Source organism: Ochrobactrum teleogrylli (assembly GCF_006376685.1).
Lineage (GTDB): Bacteria > Pseudomonadota > Alphaproteobacteria > Rhizobiales > Rhizobiaceae > Brucella > Brucella teleogrylli.
In genome coordinates this window covers 147,880-168,187 of the sequence record NZ_VEWL01000011.1, presented here as the reverse complement: position 1 = coordinate 168,187, position 20,308 = coordinate 147,880, and the positions used below count along the sequence as shown (strand labels likewise).

Below are 20,308 nucleotides of genomic sequence, written 5' to 3'. Positions count from 1 at the left end.
GATGGCCCATCATGGCGGATGAATTTCTCTACACTTCAACGACCGATTTTCGTGCAGTGCCATTGATCGAGGCGCTGACGATTGAGTACGACACGCGCTACGGCACCTATTTCAATGAAGAGGGTGCAGCCGCCGAAATGAACAGATATCCGCCGGAAGCTTTTGGGCCTCCGCACGGCAATTTCCTATTGCTGCTTCGTGATGGCCAGACAATCGCTGGTGGCGCATTCATGCGCTATAACGATGTGACCGCCGAGTTCAAGCGCATCTGGACACATAGTGATTTCCGTCGACAGGGGCTGGCCAAAAAGGTGCTTGATGAACTGGAAGCGCAGGCGCGTCGGCAGGGTTATAGCCGCGTTTATCTGACCACTGGTTTCCGGCAGCCGGAAGCTAGGGAACTCTATTTAAGAAACGGATACACGGCGCTTTTTGATGTCGCGGTCGATCCCGAAATTTACGGGACGTTGCCTTTCGAGAAAAATATCGAGAATATAGGACAAGTTGATTTCCTTCCTTCCGAATCCGCTTTAAAACAGGTGGTGTTTGGATAAGTAAATACCAAGGCGCAGCGGTGGGTGTTATGGAAAAAACATCCGCCACGGCCTGTTTAAATAGACTTATTTGTTTTGAAACTCGACGCTTTATCTCCGAAACTGAAGTCCGGTGACTTCAAAAGCAGGAATACCTGCAGTGAGTCATAAGTTGAACGGCTATTCGGAGCAGTGTTGATCATGGCTATCGCTACAGAGTTTGCGGGTACGGACAGAGAGACAGGCTCTCGCGTAAGTCCCGGCGATTTCAAACATTATCGCATCGTTCCGGCGCGTTATCCGGCCCGCGTCGTTGGCACAGTCATCGCCGCAGGCCTGATTATCGCCGTGCTGCAATCGGTTCTGACCAATCCGAAATGGGGTTGGCCAGTCTTTGCAGAATGGTTCTTCTCCGAGCCTGTTCTCGTCGGTTTGATGCGGACACTGTGGTTGACAGCGCTTGCAACAGTGCTGGGATTTGCTCTTGGAACCGCGCTCGCGCTGGCTCGCGTTTCACGCTCGCCGCTGTTGTCCGGTCTTTCTTGGGCCTATATCTGGCTGCTGCGATCCATTCCACTGATTGTCCTGCTTCTTGTTTTGAACAATCTCGGCTATCTCTATGAAACTGTCAGATTAGGTGTTCCATATACCGATATCACCTTTGCCGAATATCCCACCGTTCAGATACTCAGTCCGTTTGCTGCCGCCCTTTTAGGGTTGAGCCTCAATCAGGCTGCATTCTCTTCCGAGATCATCCGTGGCGGCATTCTGTCTGTCGATCAGGGGCAGCTCGAAGCTGCCGCCGCACTCGGCCTGCCACGGCGCAGACAAGCCTTCCGCATCGTGCTTCCGCAAGCCATGCGCACGATCCTTCCGACGGGCTTCAACGAGATCATCGGTCTCGCTAAAGGCACATCGATGGTCTATGTGCTTGCGCTGCCGGAACTCTTCTACACGGTGCAAGTCATCTACCGCCGCAATCTCGAAGTCATTCCCCTGCTGATGGTCGCAACCGTCTGGTATCTGATCATCATGACGGTCCTGTCGATCGCCCAATATTACATCGAACGCCATTTTTCGCGCGGTGCATTGCGCAATCCGCCACCAGCTATTCTGACACGTCTTTTCGCTCGTTTCATTCCAGCAGAAACTTCGGTTTCGACCAGGGCCGAGCCTGTTGCGCCGAGCGAGCCTGATGCAAGGATAAGCGAAAAATTTGCTGTCAGCGGGTTTACCGGTGTGCGACGCGGTGCGGTGGACATTCACGGTGTATCGAAGAGCTTCGGCAACAATCTCGTTCTTGATAATGTAAGTCTGCACATCAAGCCCGGGAGCGTGACAGCGATCCTCGGCCCATCGGGTTCGGGCAAGTCGACATTGCTGCGATCCATCAATCATCTGGAGCGTGTGGATGACGGCTTTATCTCGATTGATGACGAACTGCTGGGTTATCGCCAGAGTGGCGACACGCTCTATGAGTTGAAGGAAAAAGACATTCTGAAAAAACGCGTCGATGTCGGCATGGTGTTTCAGAACTTCAATCTCTTCCCGCATCTGACCGTGCTGGAAAACATCATTGAAGCGCCGATGATTGTCCGTGGCCTGAGCCGAGATGCCGCGACCGTGATTGCAAAACGTCTGCTGGCGCGCGTTGGTCTCAGCGAAAAAATCAATGCCTATCCGCGTCAGCTATCCGGCGGTCAACAGCAGCGTGTCGCCATCGCCCGCACACTGGCACTTAATCCCAAAGTGATCCTGTTCGACGAGCCGACCTCTGCGCTCGACCCCGAACTGGTGGGTGAAGTGCTGGATGTAATCAAGGAGCTCGCACGCTCTGGCACCACGCTTGTCATCGTAACCCATGAGATCGGCTTTGCCCGTGAAGTGGCGGATACGGTGGTCTTCATGGAAGAGGGCCGCATTCTCGAAACCGGCAGGCCGGAGCAGCTTTTCAATGCGGCAACGCATCCCCGAACCCGGGAGTTTCTAGCAAAAGTCCTCTGACGCCAGAACGTCCGTTTAACACCACACCCCGACAATCACGATTGCCCTGACGGGGCAATCGCCGGGGATTGTTTGTCCAAAATTCAGAACATTCTCAGGAGTTATTCAATGAAATCAGGTAACTACAAAAGCGCAATATTGGGCGGCCTTCTGGCAGTAGCAACACTGTTTAGCGCGCCAGCCATTTCCGCAGAACTCGATTTGAGCCCGGAACAGCCAAACCGTCTGCGCACGGAGAAAAGCGATTCCGTTATCAATGCTGTCCCCAAGGATTTCAAGTTCGTGCAGGATGGCAAGTTCGTCGTCGGCATCAATCCTTGGGTGCCCCCGATCAGCACTTATGCTACGGATGCAAAGACCGTGGTGGCTTTCGATCCCGATCTGATTCAGCTGGTTTCTGATACATTGGGGCGCGAGCTTGTGTTGGTGCCAATCGCCTGGGCCGATTGGCCGCTTTCACTGGAATCCGGCAAGTTCGACGCCGTGATTTCCAATGTGACCGTGACCGAGGAACGCAAGGAAAAGTTCGATTTCTCCACTTATCGCAAGGACGAACTTGGATTTTACGTCAAGGCGGACAGTGCAATCACATCGCTGAAGGAGCCCAAGGACATTGCGGGCCTGAAGGTCATTACCGATCCCGGCACCAATCAGGAAAACATCCTTCTGCAGTGGGACAAGCAGAATGTCGCAGCCGGACTGAAACCCATCGAAGTGCAGTATTATGACGATGATGCAGTCAAGGGTCTCGCGATTGAATCCGGTCGTGCGGATGCGGTCTTCAGCGTCAATGCAGTGCAAGCCTATGCCGCGGCGCAGCACGGCAAGACCAAGCTTGTCGGGACGGTGAGCGGTGGCTGGCCACAGACGGCCGAAGTGGCAATCACCACGCGCAAGGGCAGTGGCCTGGCTGACGCACTGACGCTCTCGCTCAATGAACTCATCAAGAACGGCAAATATGGACAGGTACTGGAGCGCTGGAGCCTCAGTTCAGAAGCCGTTGAAGAGGCCAGAACGAACCCAGCCGGACTGCCGAAAAGCGGATCGTAAGATCCACTGAAGCGAAATGTAGAGAAATCAGGTCAGAGTTTTACACTCAAGGAGATGGGAATATGACTTATATCAGAAAAGCAGGATATTTCACTGCGGGCCTGATTTCAACGGCTCTGCTGATGACGAATGCGGCACGGAGTGAGGGTAAATTTGATCTCAGCCCAGAACAGCCGAACCGCTTGCGGGTTGAAAAACTCGATAAACGTATCGAGGAAGTCAAGGGCTTCAAATTCGTCAAAGATGGTGTTCTGACTATCGGCATCAGCACCAGCGGGCATCTGCCGCTGCATGACTATGCGTCAGATTCCAAGACCGTCATCGGCTACGATGTCGATCTGGCACAGATCATTGCCGACGCTCTCGGACGCGATCTGGAACTGGTTTCTGTTGCGTGGGCCGATTGGCCACTTGGGCTTGCTTCAGGCAAATTCGATGCGGTGATTTCCAATGTCACCGTAACGGAAGAACGGAAGGAAAAGTTCGATTTCTCCACCTATCGCAAGGATGAGCTTGGCTTCTACGTTAAGGCAGACAGCGCGATCAAGGAATTGAAACAGCCAAAGGATATTGAGGGCCTCAAGATCATCACCGATGCCGGCACCAATCAGGAAAAGGTGCTGCTGGAATGGGATCGGCAGAATGTTGCTGCGGGTTTGAAACCGATCGAGGTGCAATATTACGACGATGACGCGGTCAAGGACCTCGCCATTCAAAGTGGTCGTGCAGATGCGGTGTTCAGCGTGAACGCGACACAGGCCTATTCCGCTGGCATCAATGGCAAGACCAAGCTGGTTGGCACGGTCAGTGGTGGCTGGCCGATCACCGCCGAGATTGCGGTTACAACGCGTAAGGGCAGCGGGCTTGCAGGCCCGTTGACCAATGTTCTCAACGATCTGATCGCGAGCGGCGCCTATACCAAGGTTCTGGATACCTGGAATCTCGGACCGGAAGCCATCACCGAAGCCAAGACAAATCCACAGGGCCTGCCGAAAAGCGGTTCGTGAGGGGCGGGGCTGGCACATGAGGGTATGCGTGTGCCAGCCCGCTTTATTCTACATAAATGGAGAATGGTTCATGAGAGCAGGTGCTCTGTTAATAGCTGCATGGGCGTTGGTTGGCGCTTCAACCCTGCCAGCGCTATCAGAAGATGATTTTGATTTGTCGCCCGAACAGACGGGCCGCATTCATGTGCAGAAAGATGCTAAGGCAATCGCCGCCATTCCCGCCGATTTCAAATTCGTCACGCCGGGCAAGCTGACTGTGGCCGTCGCGCCGGGCGGGCCGCCACTGGCGGCCTATGCCACAGATGCCAAGACCGTTGTGGGTGCGGATGCAGACTATGCGTCGGCGATTGCGGAAAGCCTAGGGCTTCAACTTGAAAGCGTTCCGGTTGCATGGATCGATTGGCCGCTGGGTCTCTCATCCGGCAAATATGACGCTGTGATATCCAATGTTGGTGTCACGGAAGAGCGCAAGGAAAAGTTCGACTTTTCGACCTATCGGCAAGGACTGCATGGCTTCTTCGTAAAGGCCGACAGTGGCGTTACCTCCATCAAGGAGCCAAAGGATGCTGCAGGCCTCCGCATCATCGTGGGTGCCGGGACCAATCAGGAACGCATTCTCGTCAAGTGGAGCGAGGAGAATGAGAAGGCGGGACTGAAACCGCTGGAACTGCAATATTATGATGATGAGGCCGCCAGCCTTCTGGCTCTGCAATCGGGTCGGGCCGATGTGATTGTTCAACCCCATGCACAGCTCGTATTCATTGCCTCACGTGACAAGAATATCAAACGTGTCGGCACGCTCAGCGCGGGCTGGCCGGATCGTTCGGATGTGGCAATTACGACCCGCAAGGGCAGCGGACTTGCCGAGGCGCTGACGATCGCCACCAATAGCCTGATCGCAAGCGGAGACTATGCCCGCATTCTCGATCGCTGGCATCTGGACGAAGAAGCTTTGAAACAATCGGAGACCAATCCGCCCGGATTGCCGAAGTTCAAATAAACTTCCAGTACAGTCATTATCGAAGGACATAATGTGCCAAAAACGATCGATTATTTCTTTTTCATCGGTTCGCCCTGGTCATATCTTGGGCTGGATACGCTTGAGGAACTGGCAGAGCAGCATGTGGTCGAAATCAAGCCTTACCTCGCAACCGTTATTGAGGAAAATGGCGGCATCCTCTCGCGCAATCGGCCGGAAGTACGTCGCGCTTATGGGACACAGGATCTCAAGCGTTGGGCCAAATTTCGTGGCAAGCCGCTTTTCATCGATGGCCGTCCAGCTTTGAGTGATCCCACACCTGCTTCCTTCAGTGTGATCGCGGCCCATCTTGATGGTCAAAACTGGCTGCAGCTGACACGTGTGTTCCAACATGCATTCTGGTCAGAGGCAAAGGACATTGGCAAGCCGGAAGTCCGCAGTGCGGTTGCGGATAGGGCCGGTTTCAACGGCGATTATCTGGCCGCACGTGAGAATGATTACGATGTTCAAGCCAAGTGGAAGTCGGATCGTGAACAGGCCGTGGCCAGGGGCGTCTTTGGTTTTCCAACCTATATCTATGATACAGAGACCTATTGGGGACAGGATAATCTTGGGTTTCTCGCGAGCCATTTGCGCGGAGAAACCTATTGAATTCAACTGTCTCAACGCAAGGCGGAACAGGAAGCGAAAATTCTTGTACGACTTCAAAGCTATCGCGAAGCCGCTGCGCGAGAAGGGAAATTGACCATGCCTCTTTCACACATAGAACATTTTGCCTTCCTCATTCCCGGTAGTCACCGGGAGAATGACCCCGCACAAGGTTTAGAGGATACGCTTCAGCTTTTCGAGCATGGAGAGCGACTGGGATATGATAGCGCATGGGTGCGCCAGCGCCATCTGGAGCGTGGCATTTCATCCGCAGCCACATTTCTGGCTGCTGCTTCGCAGCGGACGAAACGCATCGGGCTTGGCACGGCGGTCATTCAGCTCGGCTATGAAAATCCATTTCGGCTGGCCGAAGATCTGGCAACTGTGGACTTGCTGTCCCATGGCAGGCTGAATGTTGGTGTTTCGGTGGGCGCGCCGCCTTTTGCGCATCTGATCGCTGATTTCGTTGATGCTGTTCCAACTGCTGATTACAGCCATACGCGCGCAGAAAAACTGGCCCAGGCGTTGCGCTCTGAACCGCTTTCCGGCGAAACCGAAGCGGGCAATGCCGCGGGGGCGCAAATCCCGCGTTTGAGACCTTTTGCCGAAGGGCTGACCGACCGCCTGTGGTATGGCGGCGGCTCGCAAAATTCCGCACGATGGGCGGGCCAGACCGGTTTCAACCTTTTGACGGGAAACATTGTCAGCGGTGAGAATACGGACGATTTTCTGACAGCACAGAAAACACTCATTGAACGCTTCCGTCAGGAATGGAGGCATGAACGTGTGCCGCGTGTTGCACTTGGTCGCGTGATTCTGCCCACCGACAGTGCAAGTCCCGATGCGCGTCGTCGCTATGCGGAATTTGCCGCCGAGCGCGATAAGCGAACAGGTTTCGCCCATGGTCCGCGCCGCACTTTGTTTCTGCCCGATATTGTGGGCACGACTGACCAAATTCTGGAAGCGCTCGCAACCGATCCTGTACTGCCGCAAGTTTCCGAGTTTCGACTGGAACTGCCTTACGAATTTCACACGGACGATTACGCGCAAATTCTCACGGATTTTGCGCGGCTTCTGCCTGCGTCGAACAATCCATTCGTAAATGCCTTTCCACAAGTGAGTGTCCTGACTGGCGTCCCCGCCACCAACTGATAATAGTCAGATGGCGTGGGCGATATCTGATGCTTCACGAGTTCAAAACTTGACTGTCAGTCCCGCGCGATAGGTGCGGCCTGGTGCTGGCATGAAGCTTTGTGCCAGCGCATCCAGATAATAGCGGTCCGTGATGTTCTGCACCGATGCGTTTAAAATAGCATCGTCTCTCAGCTTGTAGCTCATAAAGGCATCGAAAATTGCGACCGGCTGATAGACAAGTTGCGGCGTTGTCGCTCCGGTTTGCCAAGGTTCGGTTATTTCCTCTGTCGGACCAGATGTATAAGTCATTCGCCCTCCCAGGATCAGCTTCTCCTCAAAGAAGCGGCTGCCCAATGTCAGGTTTACAGCATATTTGGGTGGGTTCTGCGTATTGGTATAGGAGCCCATGAAACTGCCCGGCGTGCAGTCGGGTGTATTCTCGGTATGCTGATAAATCCCTGCGGTTTCACGCAAATAGGACGCGAATGTGGGGTCGCATGTCTCTGTCTTGAAATAATAGGTTGCCGACAGATCGGCAAATAGTTTGCCATTGTCGAATCTCGACTGAAACTCAAGGCCGCTGGTCTTGTAGCTTTCTGCATTGGAGAAGGTCATCACGCCGTTCGTATTCGGGTCATAGTAGCGGGTGATGTAATCTTTAACATTGGTGTTGAAGTAAGCGAGTTTGAACGATGCTGTGTCGCCAGCCGTTAGCAGATTGTCGAGCGTGGTGCTGGCCCCGATCTCCCAGTTGCGCGAGCGTTCCGGCTTGAGCCCGCCTGTGGGTTCCACCTGAAGCGTTCCCAAAGTGGTTTCGAAAAGCGAAGGCATGCGTATGCCTTCGGCATAACTGGCATAAAGGAAGGTGTCAGGCGCGATCTCGTAATTTATACCAAAAGCAGGCGTGAAACCGCTATCCTTGGTTGATAGGCTTGGGCCCCGGTCAAAGCCAACAACCGTCTCGGACCAACGGGGGTCAAAAGCATGGGTGTAGGTAGCGCCAAATTCGTTGAATGGTACTCCATCGAATGGATTGTTGCTGTCACCAAAGAGCAGTCCATTGTTCAGGCGAGGGTCTGTCGCATCGCTAAACAGGCCATTGGCATCCGGTCGCCAGAACATATAGCCAGATTCTTTTGAGTTGGATGCATATATCCAGCGCCCAAAAGCGTCTTCCCATCGCGCTTTCGACATAGCGTTGCGGTCTTTCGAGCGAAACATACTGTAGCGACCGCCGCCCCAGAATTCGAGCGTATCCACCGGTCGATATTGTAGTTGACCTGAAAGGCTCATTTCTGTTCTGGAACCATTACGCAGAAACCGGTTGGTGTTAAGATCGTGCTCGGTAATAACAACGCCATCCTGTGGCTGAATCTCTTCATGTTGGAACGAACCACCAAGCGTGAGATTGAAATCGCCAAACCGTGATGTAAAATCCGTTTTGTTGGAAATATCCCCGCCAATGCGGCGATTGGACATTCTGACCCAGCTGCGGTCGCTTGCGAAATACTGTGACTTGGGACCTGTGACGCCATTTATCTGGCTGCTTTGGGCATCGGTCCACCACAGATTGGCCTTGAGATTTATCCAGTCATTGTCTTCAGGATCAAAGGCGTACCGTGCGGACGCCGAATTGATCAACATCTCACCTTGCGGGTACTGATAAATGCCAGCTGTTCCGGACCGGAAAATATCGGATGGCATGATTTCGCCGAAACGACCATCGAAGCGACGGTAGCTAAGTTCCAGTTCTTGTTCGTCTGTTGGCCGGATTGTCGCCTTCAAAAGAATGGATTCTGTCTTGGCGGATGTATTGAGAACTTCTTCGCCCGGCGCATAGGAGGTCGCCGCCGAATTCTGCTCGTAACCGGAATTGCTGAATATGCGGTATTTATCGTGGCCGTGACGACCGGCGACGTAGTTACCCTGATTACGACGGGCATAGGCTGCGATGAAATCAAAATTGTCCTGCTGGAAGGCAAAAGCAGCGCTTCCTGACCTGGCATCCGAGTCAAACAGATTTTCTTTGCCTTCGTGGGGGTGCGCGAACAACTCCTTGCTGCTCTTTATCTGTGTGTTGCGATGCGGCGGCTTAATGCCGTTGTCCCACAATTCGCCCTTTAATCGGATGCCGATATTCTTGCCCGGGCTGAGAATGTCTTCGGGACGCAAGGTTGTGATCGCGACAGTGCCGCCAATTGCGCCAGCTGCGCCGGGCGCGAGTGCCGGTCCCTTGGTTATAACCATGTCACTGACGAGATCCGGGTCGAAATAGCTGCGCTGCTGCGTGCCTGCATAACCGCGGTAAACATTCAAAGCCTGCTGTGATCCATCCACTGTCACTGCCACGCGGCTTTGTCCCTGCATTCCGCGAATATTGACGTCCACGCCGCCGCCATTCCTGCTATCAGCGACCTGAATGCCTGGTAACCCTTTGAGAGTGTCCGCAGCAGAAATAGCGCCATAGCGGTCGAGTTCCTCACCAGAGACATAAACACTGGAGCGCGGTGCTGAATAAACCGATGCCGCATCTGTCATTCTAGCATTGCCGACCACTATTGTTTCGAGAAAGGTCGTCCCATCCGTGGACGCTATGGTGCCTTGACGATCAAAGATGCTCACCGTGCGCGCATCAATGAAACGATGGCGTAATTTCGAGTTCGACAGTATTTGCGTTAGGGCCGTTTCGGCAGACTGGCGACCGCTAACGGCAAGGGATGATCCCTGGATCGGGTTGCCATCCTGTCTCACAATCTGGATGCCTGTCGCTTCGGCAAAATCAGCCAGCGCGGCCAGAAGAGGTTTCGACGGAATATTGAAATCGAACGCAGACGAATGGCTTTTCAAATCCATCTCCTGCGCCATGACGCCCGGCGCTCTCGCAACCACGAACGCGATCAGTGAAATGCTTCCTATCGCAAGCGCTGTTCTGAGTGTCTTTTCCATGAACCGTCCCTATCCAATTGCATGAGCATGAAGCCCTTCATGCAAAGAACGGACGAGATCGGCAAAACCCGTAAAAATAATCAGCAATTTCTATTGGAAACATCTCAGCGGTAGATAATCGTCAGCAGACCTGGAATTCTTCTGACTTTCAGGTCAAGTATTGACTGGAGTGCCGTGAATATTGCATCGGCATCATCCGTGCGGAAGACGCCAGAAAGCTGAAGATCATTGATGTTTTCGTCCGAGACGACAATTCGGCCTGTTGTATAGCGTGAAACTTCTGACAAAACGGTTCGAAGAGGGGTCTGGTTCATAATGATAAGCCCGCGCCGCCAGGCATTCATTGTGTCTATGTCGGCATTTTCGAGCTTTTGAAAACCACGGGACGAAACCGCCGTACCATTGCCCGCTCCAAGCTTGATTTGTTCGCCAGTTGCGGAGCGAACAGATACCGTGCCGCTCTCGACGCTGACCTTTGTTGAGTCCTTATTTCCAATGTCGACGGTAAAGACTGTCCCAAGAACGCCAACTGTTGCGTACTGTGTTTCGACATAGAACGGTCGATCTTCATCACGAGCGACATCAAACCACGCGCGACCGCGGATCAATCTAATGTGGCGCTCACCTGTCAAAAACGTCGTGTCGATGGCGCTGTCGCCGTCCATATAGACTCTGGTCCCATCCGAGAGCACAACTTCGTTCTGGGTTCCGGGCGATGCGGCATAGTCGGCAAATCCCCGGGCGATCAAACCTTCATCGCGCCAGATTGCGCCTGCGCCAATGATCAGTGCCACTACAGATGCAGAGAGCGCCCATTTCAAGGTCTGTTGAGAGAAAAAGCGTTCAACCCAACCCAAGCCGCGACGGCTTGATCGAGCTACAATTTGAGCCGGTGCTTTCAACTCGCCCCAAAGTTTGCAAATGCTGTCATAAGCGTCCCGGTTGGCAGGGCTTTCTTGAAGCCACAATTGAAACGAGCGCTTTGTATCGTCCGGTACTGGATGGCTGCTCATACGGACAAACCACGTCGCGGCGTCATCAATCGCTGCGTCTTTCGACTTTTCGTGGTTACCAGATTCCAACATAGTTTTGCTATTTAAAGTTAGAACAGATGAATCGCAATCAGCCATGTGACTGCTGCCACTTATGGCAAAAAGCTATGGCCGCAGCCATTTCTTTCTCGACGGTGCTGAGCGAAACGTGAAGTGTTTGGGCAATTTGTCCATAAGCCATGCCGTCTACACGTGCGAGCAGGAAGATTTTTGCACGGCGGCGCGGAAGATGATTGATCGCGTCGAGCAGAACGGCGAGATCATGTTTTGACGAAACGATGCGTTCAGGCTGAATGTGCTCCACGAAGACCTCGTCGCTCGCTGCCTTGCCGCCTGCGTCATGAACATTGCGAGTGCGAATGTGATCGATGGCCAATGTCGTCAGAGTGCGAACCACCAGGCCTCTGTCGCCGTCTGAAAGTTCGCGGGACGAGAGCTTGATGTAGGTCTCTTGCAGAATGTCGTCGGCATCGTGGGCATTGCCGAGAAGTTTTATGGCAAACCGTTTCAGGCGCGAGCGTTCCCGTACAAAGAAACGTTCAAAAACGGCATTCAACGGAGACATATACCTGATCCAAAGACACATTTAGAAATATGAGTTCTTTAGTCATGTTTTATGGAAAGGGCAACTCCGAATGGAAAATTTGTGAAAGCATCCCACAAGTGCCGCTCTCAAATGATGGGGGCCGCGCCTCCCCCATCATTACAGACGTGTGCGGAAAATTTCCGCGCCCTGAAAACCTATGCCGAAAGATGCTCAACGAGGATGGACGTGCCTAAAGCACAAAGCACAACAGCCGCCGCCACTTCGGCAAACTTGCCGAACCTGGCTCCGATTGCCTTGCCGATCATCAGGCCCATCGTGGACATGATGAATGTCGCAAGACCGATGGCCACTGAAATCGCGATGATGCCTTGCAAGCTGATGCCGATAAAGGCCAGCGACAGACCGACGGCCATGGCATCGATGCTCGTACCAAGCGCCGTTGCGAGCAGAACGAGGAACGAACCTCCCTGAGGTGTCTCTCCGTCGTCATCCTTGGGCCAGATGACTGTATAAAGCATATGCAGACCAACTGCCGACAAAAGCCCGAATGCCAGCCAGTGATCGACATGGGAAACCCAGTCGCTAGCTAGTACACCGGCTACCCAGCCGAGAAACGGGGTGATGGCTTCAACCACGCCAAAGACGATGCCGGTGCGCAAAGCCTCTGAAAGTCGAGGACGGTTCAAGGCAGTACCACGCCCAACAGAGACCGCAAAAGCATCGACCGACATACTGACGGAAAGAAAAAATACTGTGATGGGGGACATCATGTCTGCTCAGACGGAGGATTGGCCGGGCAACAAAGGCCATCCGTCCGTCGGCGGATGGCTGATACCACGGTCTTGCCGGGCCGTTAAACGGCTGGTCGCGCCACGCTTTTCAGCGATTGTGTTGACGTGACCCCACTTGATATCGGCGTTGCCTCAATGGGCCGCGCTTCGGTGGTGGCTACTCCCCGATGCGGGTTTCCTATTTGCAGCTGGAAAAAATGTCAAGTAATATCAATATGTTAAATGATTATGATAAGCATTTGCAATTGGAGGGTTTATGAAATTGTCAGCGAACATTGAAGCGGCTTTAATGTTTTGGCGGAGGTGGCGGTCTCGCATTATAGGTTTGATGCCGACATATAATCTTTAAGTACGAGACCTTTTAGGTCGAAATAAAAGGAAAAAATTAGCGGGTATGCTCCCTTGGAGAAGATAGTGGGATGCATGGCTGTTTGGCACTCAACCACGTTCGCTTGGTCTTTCACCTAATTCCTGCTCTGAGGAATGCTTGCACAAATTGGCGCTGGAAAATCAAAAAGGCTATAACCAGTGGCGCAATGACCATAATGGTCGCGGCGCTGATGGTTGAAATATCCAAGCCGCTTTCAGGCGCTCCAAACAGCGACAGCCCTACTGTGAGCGGTCTTTTTCCGGGTGTGTTGGTGACGATCAGTGGCCAGAGAAAATGGTTCCAGTGGGTGGTAACCGAGACCAGAGCATAAGCCAGGTAGGTGGATTTAGCTGCCGGTACGTAGACGCGCCAAAGGACGCCCAGCCACGCGCATCCATCGACCCGCGCTGCATCCTCCAATTCGGCGGGTACAGATTTGAATGTCTGACGTAACAGGAATATGCCAAAGACGCTGGCAATATACGGAATTCCCATGCCAGTAATCGTATCGACTATTCCTAATATGGCGATCATCGCATAGTTTTCGACAATCAGAACCTCAGTGAGAATAAAGGCCGAGGTGAAATTTGCAGTTTATTACAAATAAAGATACAGTACGGAAATTATTCATGAAAATTATATATAAAGTATTTCTATTATCTTAGAAAATGTATCTCAAATGTTGATTATATAAATTCGATATTTGTTGTTTTCTGCATGATTTAGTGAAATCATGTCTTAAAAATCGCATTGCTCGAATGCGAATATCGTGCGTTCGCTTGAACAGTTGACATAGCGAAAATTGGACGACCTGCGAGAACGTGGGACGGATCGGTAGGCTCGCAAGTGGATCGAACGCGTGCCTCTGTCCTGCCAATCGCCTGTCGTCTGTCTGGCTATCAACTTAAAAAACAGCGGCGACCGGATGACGCGGTCGCCGCTGCTTTGGTTGTCACTACATCGATGAATATATGACGTCTAAGCCTTCGTCATTATTGATCGCCTGTTATGACCTGTAGCTGTTTTCTCAGAAAGCAGCTTAGAACGAACGCTGGAAGCGGATCGTGCCGCCCCAAGCATCATTTACGTTGTTGTCATTGACAACGGCTTCGTAACGCTTCCAATCGCCGCCGAACTTGGTGTAGGTGACTTCAGGCGTGATCGTGAAACCAGGGACGAGTTCATAGGCTACGTTAGCTGCAACAGCCGTCTTACCCCAGTCGTCGGTTGCACCCTGGAGGTTGAACGTTGCCTTCTGCGTCAGTGCGTATTTCAGGCCACCCCAGACAGCCCATTCGCCGCCCCACTGACCGTACATCTGATCTGGGCTTGCTTCCGAAGAGTAGGCGCCCTGAAGCCAAAGGCCAAAACGGTCGGTGATGTTAACGTCGCCACGAACCTTCGTGGACCATTCTTCAATAACGGAGTCGTATGCTACGACGCCGGCGATCGAGCCCCAGCCGCCTGCATATTTCAGGCCGCCGACCACATGCGGCATGTAGCCGTCGATTGCATAGTCGTGGACGCCGTTCGAGTAACCGCCATCGTCATCGCCGCCCTGTTCGAGAGCGACCACAGCCGAGAAGCCGTTGCCTGCTGCGAAGGTGTAGGCGATTTTGCCGGTACGATAGGCACCAGCCGAGACCACGTCATCGTTGATGATGTCGCCGAGATAGCCAGTGAAGGTGTGGAATTCCGATTCGTCGATACCAACCTTGAGGCCACCAAGTTCGATATAGGCCATGCGAAGTTCGACGTCATCGCTCGCTTCACCGTAGCGGCCGTCCCAGCCGGAATTGTCGGCCGAGTAATTGAAGCGGGTTTCGGTGAAGGTCTTCAGGGTGCCAAGTTCAGTTTCCGAAGCCGTCGAGGTGCGCAGCGTAAAGCGCAGGCTCTTGTCCCAGCCTTCACGGTCAACGCCGGAATAAGGATTGTCGCCGCCCTTTACTTCGTAGCGGACATAGCCGCTGATGCGCAGGCAGGTTTCGGTGCCCGGAATGTAGAAGTAGCCAGCGCCGTAAGCATCGCAGACACGAACATATTCAACAGCTTCAGGTTCTGGAGCAACGATTGCATCGGCAGCAAATGCCGGAACTGATGTCACGACCGCTGCGGAAGCAATCAGGAACGACTTTATTTTCATGACTTTGACCTTTCATTGTATGCGAACAATGATGCCAAAGAGCATTAATATCCTTTCCGGACAATTACCAAATTCGATTTCAATTTTGTTCTATCAATCGATGTTGCAATGAAACATCCAACATTATGTCAGCTAATAGTAATATTTGTGAATTTATGTGATGCTGCGATATGGAATCTAATTTTTAATATAAACAAAAAAACAGCGACAGAAGTAATCCGTCGCTGTTAGTTGGTGTGATGTAATCGTGATTGGAGGTCAGATTATCACAGCTTCAATATTCAATCTTATCTTGAATTTGTCAAATGTTACTTCCGAAATTATTTCGATTCACGCCAAATAGTCAGAAAGAACGCTGGAAGCGGATTGTGCCCTGAAGGCCATCGGAACCAACGAGGCCTGCTTCACGCAGCGGATGATCGCTATCCCACTTGGTGTAGGCAATTTCCGGGGTGATGGTGAAACCAGGAACCAGCTGATACGCCACGTTTGCAGCGATTGCGGTCTTGCCCCAATCTTCGTAAGCGCCCTGGATATTGATTGTGGCCTTCTCGGTTGCCTTGAACTTCGCGCCACCCCAGACAACCCATTCGCCGCCCCACTGGCCGTAATTCTGATCTGGGGTTTCTTCCGACGAATAGCCGCCCTGTACCCAGACCGAGAACCTTTCGGTGATGTTCACATCGCCACGAAGCTTCGCATTCCAGTCTTCGAGAACGGAATCGTAAGCCACGACAGCTGCGATCGAGCCCCAGCCAGCCTTGTACTTCAAGCCGCCGAGAAGGTGCGGAGTGTAGCCGTCAATCGTGTAGCTGCTGCCACCCTGCTCGGCTGCGATAAGGGCCGAGAAACCATTGCCAGCGTTGAAGGTGTAGGAGATCTGGCCCGTGGTGTAGCTGCCAGCTGCGATCACGTCATCGTTGATGATATCGCCGAGGTAACCGGTGAAGGTGTGGAATGCCGATTCGTCGATACCGACGCGGAAGCCGCCAAGTTCGATATAGGCGCGGCGATTGTCGACGCCGCTCGACGCGGAGCCATACTCGCCATCCCAGCCGGAATTGTCGGCCGTGTAGTTGAAGCGGGTTTCGGTATAGGACTTGAGCGTGCCCAGTTCGGTTTCGGTCGCGGTGTGGGTGCGCAACGTGAAGCGGGCGCCCTTGTCCCAGCCCTTGCGATCAAAGCCTGTATAGGCGTCGTCGCCACCCTTCACGTCATAACGGACATAGCCGCTGACGCGCAGGCAGGTTTCGGTGCCTGGAATGTAAAAATAGCCCGCGCCGTAAGCATCGCAAACGCGAACATATTCAACGGCTTCCGGCTCTGGAGCAACAATTGCATCGGCGGCAAATGCTGGCAAAGATATGATCCCCGCTGCGGAAGAAATCAGAAGTGTAGTGATTTTCATGATTCGTCACCTGAAGTAGTTGTATTTGCGAAATCAAAAAAACATCGAATACATTCATTTTCAATTATCAGTTTTATGACAGTATTAGTTCACATATAACCTGTGACAATATCAACACATAATGATATGCAAGCCAATTTTGATATAGCTGCAAATGTAATCTTCAGGAAGCTGTCGTCCGGGTCGATTTTTCTCGTGCGAAAATTTCACTATTTAGCTTTTCGTCGCTTTGGATTTTGGCTATGCGCTCGCGGCGATTTCCGCGCCCTGTATCGCGATCATGAAGACAAAGGGAACAATCGCAGCCGATGCGGACGCTCGTGCGTATTACTGCAAGTTTTTCAGCGCTGGAATTTATTGAGAAGTGTAGATGCCAGCACGAAGGCTAATCTTCGGTCAAATTTCTCTCAAGATATTCTGCAAAGCGCAGGGCAGCCGGACCGGGCGGTGCGTCAATGGAATGAACTGTGTGGAAGGGATAGGGCCTTCTATGCCATTCCGCCAGTTTAACCTCGTGCAATCGGCCTGCTGCAAGATCATCCTTGATGAGGCACAAGGGGAGGTTACCCCATCCAAGGCCAGACAGCGCCAACCAGTATTTTGCCTGGATATCCGAAACCCGGATTGTGTCTGGTGACAATACGGCAAAGTCCTGGCCTTTGGACATTTCCGAGCGGTCTGTCAAAACCAATTGGGTAAAAGCTCGCGCCTGCCTGTTGCTAATTGGTCCCGGCATTTTTGCAAGTTCATGGTTCGGTGCGCACACAGGGATAAGACTGGTCTGACCGATACGAACCTGATCCAGCCGGTCGATACGATAAAAAAGCGGTCCACTGATTCCGATATTGGCTGATCCGTCCAGAACGGCTGCCGGGACACCACCTAGAACCTCCGTCCTCAACTGCACAGCAAGTTTGGGAAATTCGGTGCGCAGATCGCGAAGGGTGGCCACAAGAGCAGGTCCGGGAAGCATGGCATCGACTACAATGGAAAGCTTTGGCTCCACACCGGCCAGTAGCCCGTCCATCCGGGCATTCAAACCATCCACTTCTTGCGCGATGCGCCTCGCATCGATCAACACCGCGCGCCCGATTTCCGTCAGTACGGGACGGCGGACTGTCCGATCGAACAGCGCGACGCCGCCCAATTGGGCCTCAAATGCAGCAATCGTATAGCTGACAGACGATTGCTGCCGATGCAGCCGCCGTGCCGCCGCAGAAAATCCGCCCGCCTCGACAACGGCCAGAAACACATTGATCTGATCCAGGGTGGGCTGTTTTTTGGTTCTATCGAATGGACTGTTCATAATCATCAATATTATCCGAATTGTCAGATAGATCAAACGGGCGGTAGCTTCCGGCCCAGTAATGTCGGGCCGACAACCGCCGTTCAGTTGGACAGCAATCAGGCTCAGGACAATTCAGTATCCGCAGATACCCTTCGCCGAACACCTCAAGGGGATAATTGATGAAACGTTCTTTGACTAAACTCGTGGCGCTGCTCTTGGCTGTTATGACCGGCACGGCTGCGCTGGCGGCCAGCGATGATGCTGTCGTTCTCGATCAAACCCCCTATGCCAATCGCGCGGTTCTTCCCGATTTCACCGGCGCGGCCTGCCCCGATACTCCTCGTAGCCTGGAACAGGTCAAGGGTAATCTCTACCGTCATACGACCGGTGCAGGACTGGCTGTCCATAGTGGCCTGGTTTTGGTTACCAAGGAAGGCGCACTTGTTATCGACCCCGCGATGAGCTGTACGTCTGGCTGGCTCAAAGATGAAATCAAGAAGCGATTCAATGTGCCGGTGAAGTATGTGGTTTACACCCACGCCCATGCCGATCACGTTAGTGGCGGACAGATTTTTCAGCAGGACGGAGCCACGGTTATCGCCAACCAACGGGCAGTCGAGCCCATCGTTGGCGAAAAGCTTCCGACGGCAGTGCCTGACAAAGTTTTCGATGAGAATATGACGATCACATTGGGCGGGGAGGAGGTGCGTTTGCACCGCGTCGCACCAAGCCATTCCAACAGCATGGTGATGGTCTATTTCCCTGGCTACAAAGCCCTGCAATGCACGGATGTCTGCGAAAGCAAGTCCATGCCATATAATGACTTCCTCGACTTCTATTATGATGGATGGGTGGAAACTCTTGATTGGGTCATCAAGCAGGACGTCGATGTAATTGATGTCGGTCATTACAGCCCGGCGAAGAAAGAAGACATCGTTGCAGAACGCAATTACATCGTCGATCTTCATCAGCAGGTTCTCGACCTCGTGCGGGCTGGACAGTCCTGGGATGAACTTTATCGCAACGTCAAATTCAGTCCGGAGGTTCAGAGCTGGACTGCATTCAGCACGATGAAGACGTTGAATATTCTCGGCATGTATCGCTGGGTTAGCAATCACCGCCGTGGTGCCTGGTAGCAGTCTTTCAAGGCTGCGGTGGCAAGCCCTTGGTCCAAACACAGGATACAGAACATATGAATCACTCAAGACGCAATCTCTTGCAAGGAGCCGGCGCGGGTTTTGCGCTGGCTGCCCTGTCCGGCGCTGCCCATGCGACCGGGAATACCCGCAAAGCTGCAGCCACTGCGAGCGGAACAAAACGGTCGACGGACAAGAAAATCGATATCGTGAACTTCGACCTGCTTGAGCAGCGCGCAAAAGCCATCATGAGTGAGCCTGCTTATGCATTCATCGCCCATGGATCGGGCGATGAATGGACACTGCGCGAAAACCGTCGTGCCTTTAACGACTACCCAATTCGAACGCACCGTCTCGCCGGTGTCGCGGCTGATAATGTTGATCTTGGTGTGGAGCTTCTGGGCCAGAAATTGCCGTTTCCGATCGTGGTGGCCCCGATGGGCGCGCAAATGTTTGCCAATCCTGAAGCCGAGATCGCGGCTGCCGCTGGCACTGGAGCGGCTGGTACGCTTTACCAATCGTCGGGTGCATCCAACCGGCCGCTCGAAGAAATCGCTAAGGCGACCACAGGACCCAAATGGTTCCAGCTTTACTTCAACGCAGACATCAATGTGACGCAAAGCCTGCTTGAGCGTGCACGAAACGCTGGCTATTCCGCGATTATCATCACAGCAGATGCTCTTGGGCCCGGCGCGAGCGATGCGTTCATTGAACTGGGCAAGCCTTTCCCACCCGGATTCAGCTTTGGCAATCATGATCCGCGTTACGGCGGAATTGGTAATTTCAGAAATCAGAAGATCGATCTTACTCCCGATGACATTCGTATGGTCAAATCAGTGTCCAAACTGCCGGTCATCGTCAAAGGGATTATGCGCGGAACAGATGCGGATACGGCGATCAAAGCGGGTGCGGACGCCATTCAGGTCTCCAATCACGGTGGACGCCAGCTCGACGGCGTTCCAGGTGCCATCAGTGTGCTGAAGGAAGTCAGTGATGCGGTAGGCAACCGCGTGCCGGTGCTTTTCGATAGCGGAATCCGCCGTGGTATTGATGTATTCCGCGCCCTTTGCCTTGGAGCTTCTGCTGTGGCCGTTGGGCGTCCTGTTCTCTACGGATCAGCAGTGGGTGGAGCTGCGGGCGTGCAGAGTGTGCTTGAACACGTGCACCAAGAGTTGAATCTCGTCATGCTGTTGGCGGGGGCGAAATCCGTCAAGGATTTGTCGCCTGAATACTTGAAAATCTAGGCAGCAGGTCTATTTCCTCAATTGAAAT

16 protein-coding genes and 1 pseudogene are annotated in these 20,308 nt (G+C 53.0%); 9 read left to right on the top strand and 8 right to left on the bottom strand.

Going from position 1 to position 20,308, the window contains the following annotated elements; all coding sequences use genetic code 11:
- Positions 1 to 11 precede the first annotated feature (11 nt).
- From FIC94_RS17005 to FIC94_RS16975, 7 genes are all read left to right on the top strand, one after another.
- The gene (locus tag FIC94_RS17005) at positions 12 to 554 is read left to right on the top strand and encodes a GNAT family N-acetyltransferase (RefSeq protein WP_140025654.1); all 543 of its coding nucleotides are present in this window, start codon (positions 12 to 14) and stop codon (positions 552 to 554) included.
- Positions 555 to 734: 180 nt separating this feature from the next.
- On the top strand, positions 735 to 2,537 hold the full coding sequence (locus tag FIC94_RS22835; RefSeq protein ID WP_140025653.1) for an amino acid ABC transporter permease/ATP-binding protein: 1,803 nt from the start codon (positions 735 to 737) through the stop codon (positions 2,535 to 2,537).
- 108 nt (positions 2,538 to 2,645) lie between these two features.
- Positions 2,646 to 3,587 carry an ABC transporter substrate-binding protein gene (locus FIC94_RS16995; protein ID WP_140025652.1) on the top strand — a complete coding sequence of 314 codons (942 nt, stop codon included), beginning with the start codon at positions 2,646 to 2,648 and terminating at the stop codon, positions 3,585 to 3,587.
- Positions 3,588 to 3,709: 122 nt separating this feature from the next.
- A complete protein-coding gene (locus tag FIC94_RS16990; protein WP_371830929.1) occupies positions 3,710 to 4,594 on the top strand; it encodes an ABC transporter substrate-binding protein in 885 nt (294 codons plus the stop codon).
- 70 nt (positions 4,595 to 4,664) lie between these two features.
- Entirely contained in the window at positions 4,665 to 5,594 is a 930-nt protein-coding gene (locus FIC94_RS16985) for an ABC transporter substrate-binding protein (protein ID WP_140025650.1), read from the top strand.
- 33 nt (positions 5,595 to 5,627) lie between these two features.
- The gene (locus FIC94_RS16980; RefSeq protein WP_140025649.1) at positions 5,628 to 6,224 is read left to right on the top strand and encodes a 2-hydroxychromene-2-carboxylate isomerase; all 597 of its coding nucleotides are present in this window, start codon (positions 5,628 to 5,630) and stop codon (positions 6,222 to 6,224) included.
- A 96-nt stretch (positions 6,225 to 6,320) separates the two neighbouring features.
- Positions 6,321 to 7,373, top strand: coding sequence for an LLM class flavin-dependent oxidoreductase (locus FIC94_RS16975; RefSeq protein ID WP_140025648.1), 1,053 nt, complete (start codon positions 6,321 to 6,323; stop codon positions 7,371 to 7,373).
- 42 nt (positions 7,374 to 7,415) lie between these two features.
- Here FIC94_RS16975 and FIC94_RS16970 read toward each other — a convergent pair whose 3' ends face one another.
- The 8 genes and pseudogenes from FIC94_RS16970 to FIC94_RS16935 form a co-directional block, all read right to left on the bottom strand.
- On the bottom strand, positions 7,416 to 10,301 hold the full coding sequence (locus FIC94_RS16970) for a TonB-dependent receptor (RefSeq protein WP_210237301.1): 2,886 nt from the start codon (positions 10,299 to 10,301) through the stop codon (positions 7,416 to 7,418).
- A gap of 104 nt (positions 10,302 to 10,405) precedes the next feature.
- Positions 10,406 to 11,431, bottom strand: a complete 1,026-nt coding sequence (locus tag FIC94_RS16965; protein ID WP_140025647.1) for a FecR family protein — start codon at positions 11,429 to 11,431, stop codon at positions 10,406 to 10,408.
- Positions 11,424 to 11,909, bottom strand: a complete 486-nt coding sequence (locus tag FIC94_RS16960) for an RNA polymerase sigma factor (RefSeq protein ID WP_180918027.1) — start codon at positions 11,907 to 11,909, stop codon at positions 11,424 to 11,426. Before FIC94_RS16960 ends, FIC94_RS16965 begins: the two co-directional genes overlap by 8 nt.
- A gap of 185 nt (positions 11,910 to 12,094) precedes the next feature.
- Complete coding sequence (locus tag FIC94_RS16955; protein ID WP_503591165.1) at positions 12,095 to 12,586, bottom strand: manganese efflux pump MntP; 492 nt, start codon at positions 12,584 to 12,586, stop codon at positions 12,095 to 12,097.
- Positions 12,587 to 13,151: 565 nt separating this feature from the next.
- Positions 13,152 to 13,631 (bottom strand): annotated as a pseudogene (locus FIC94_RS16950) (carbohydrate ABC transporter permease); the annotation flags it as partial.
- A gap of 469 nt (positions 13,632 to 14,100) precedes the next feature.
- Positions 14,101 to 15,204, bottom strand: coding sequence for a porin (locus tag FIC94_RS16945; RefSeq protein ID WP_124915342.1), 1,104 nt, complete (start codon positions 15,202 to 15,204; stop codon positions 14,101 to 14,103).
- Positions 15,205 to 15,547: 343 nt separating this feature from the next.
- Positions 15,548 to 16,612 (bottom strand): porin, encoded by a 1,065-nt coding sequence (locus tag FIC94_RS16940; RefSeq protein ID WP_140025644.1) that lies wholly within the window; start codon positions 16,610 to 16,612, stop codon positions 15,548 to 15,550.
- A 385-nt stretch (positions 16,613 to 16,997) separates the two neighbouring features.
- On the bottom strand, positions 16,998 to 17,924 hold the full coding sequence (locus FIC94_RS16935) for a LysR family transcriptional regulator (RefSeq protein ID WP_210237300.1): 927 nt from the start codon (positions 17,922 to 17,924) through the stop codon (positions 16,998 to 17,000).
- 155 nt (positions 17,925 to 18,079) lie between these two features.
- Between FIC94_RS16935 and FIC94_RS16930 the strand changes: the two genes are divergently transcribed.
- Positions 18,080 to 19,036, top strand: a complete 957-nt coding sequence (locus tag FIC94_RS16930) for an MBL fold metallo-hydrolase (RefSeq protein ID WP_140025643.1) — start codon at positions 18,080 to 18,082, stop codon at positions 19,034 to 19,036.
- A gap of 56 nt (positions 19,037 to 19,092) precedes the next feature.
- Positions 19,093 to 20,280, top strand: a complete 1,188-nt coding sequence (locus tag FIC94_RS16925) for an alpha-hydroxy-acid oxidizing protein (protein ID WP_140025642.1) — start codon at positions 19,093 to 19,095, stop codon at positions 20,278 to 20,280.
- Positions 20,281 to 20,308: the final 28 nt, after the last annotated feature.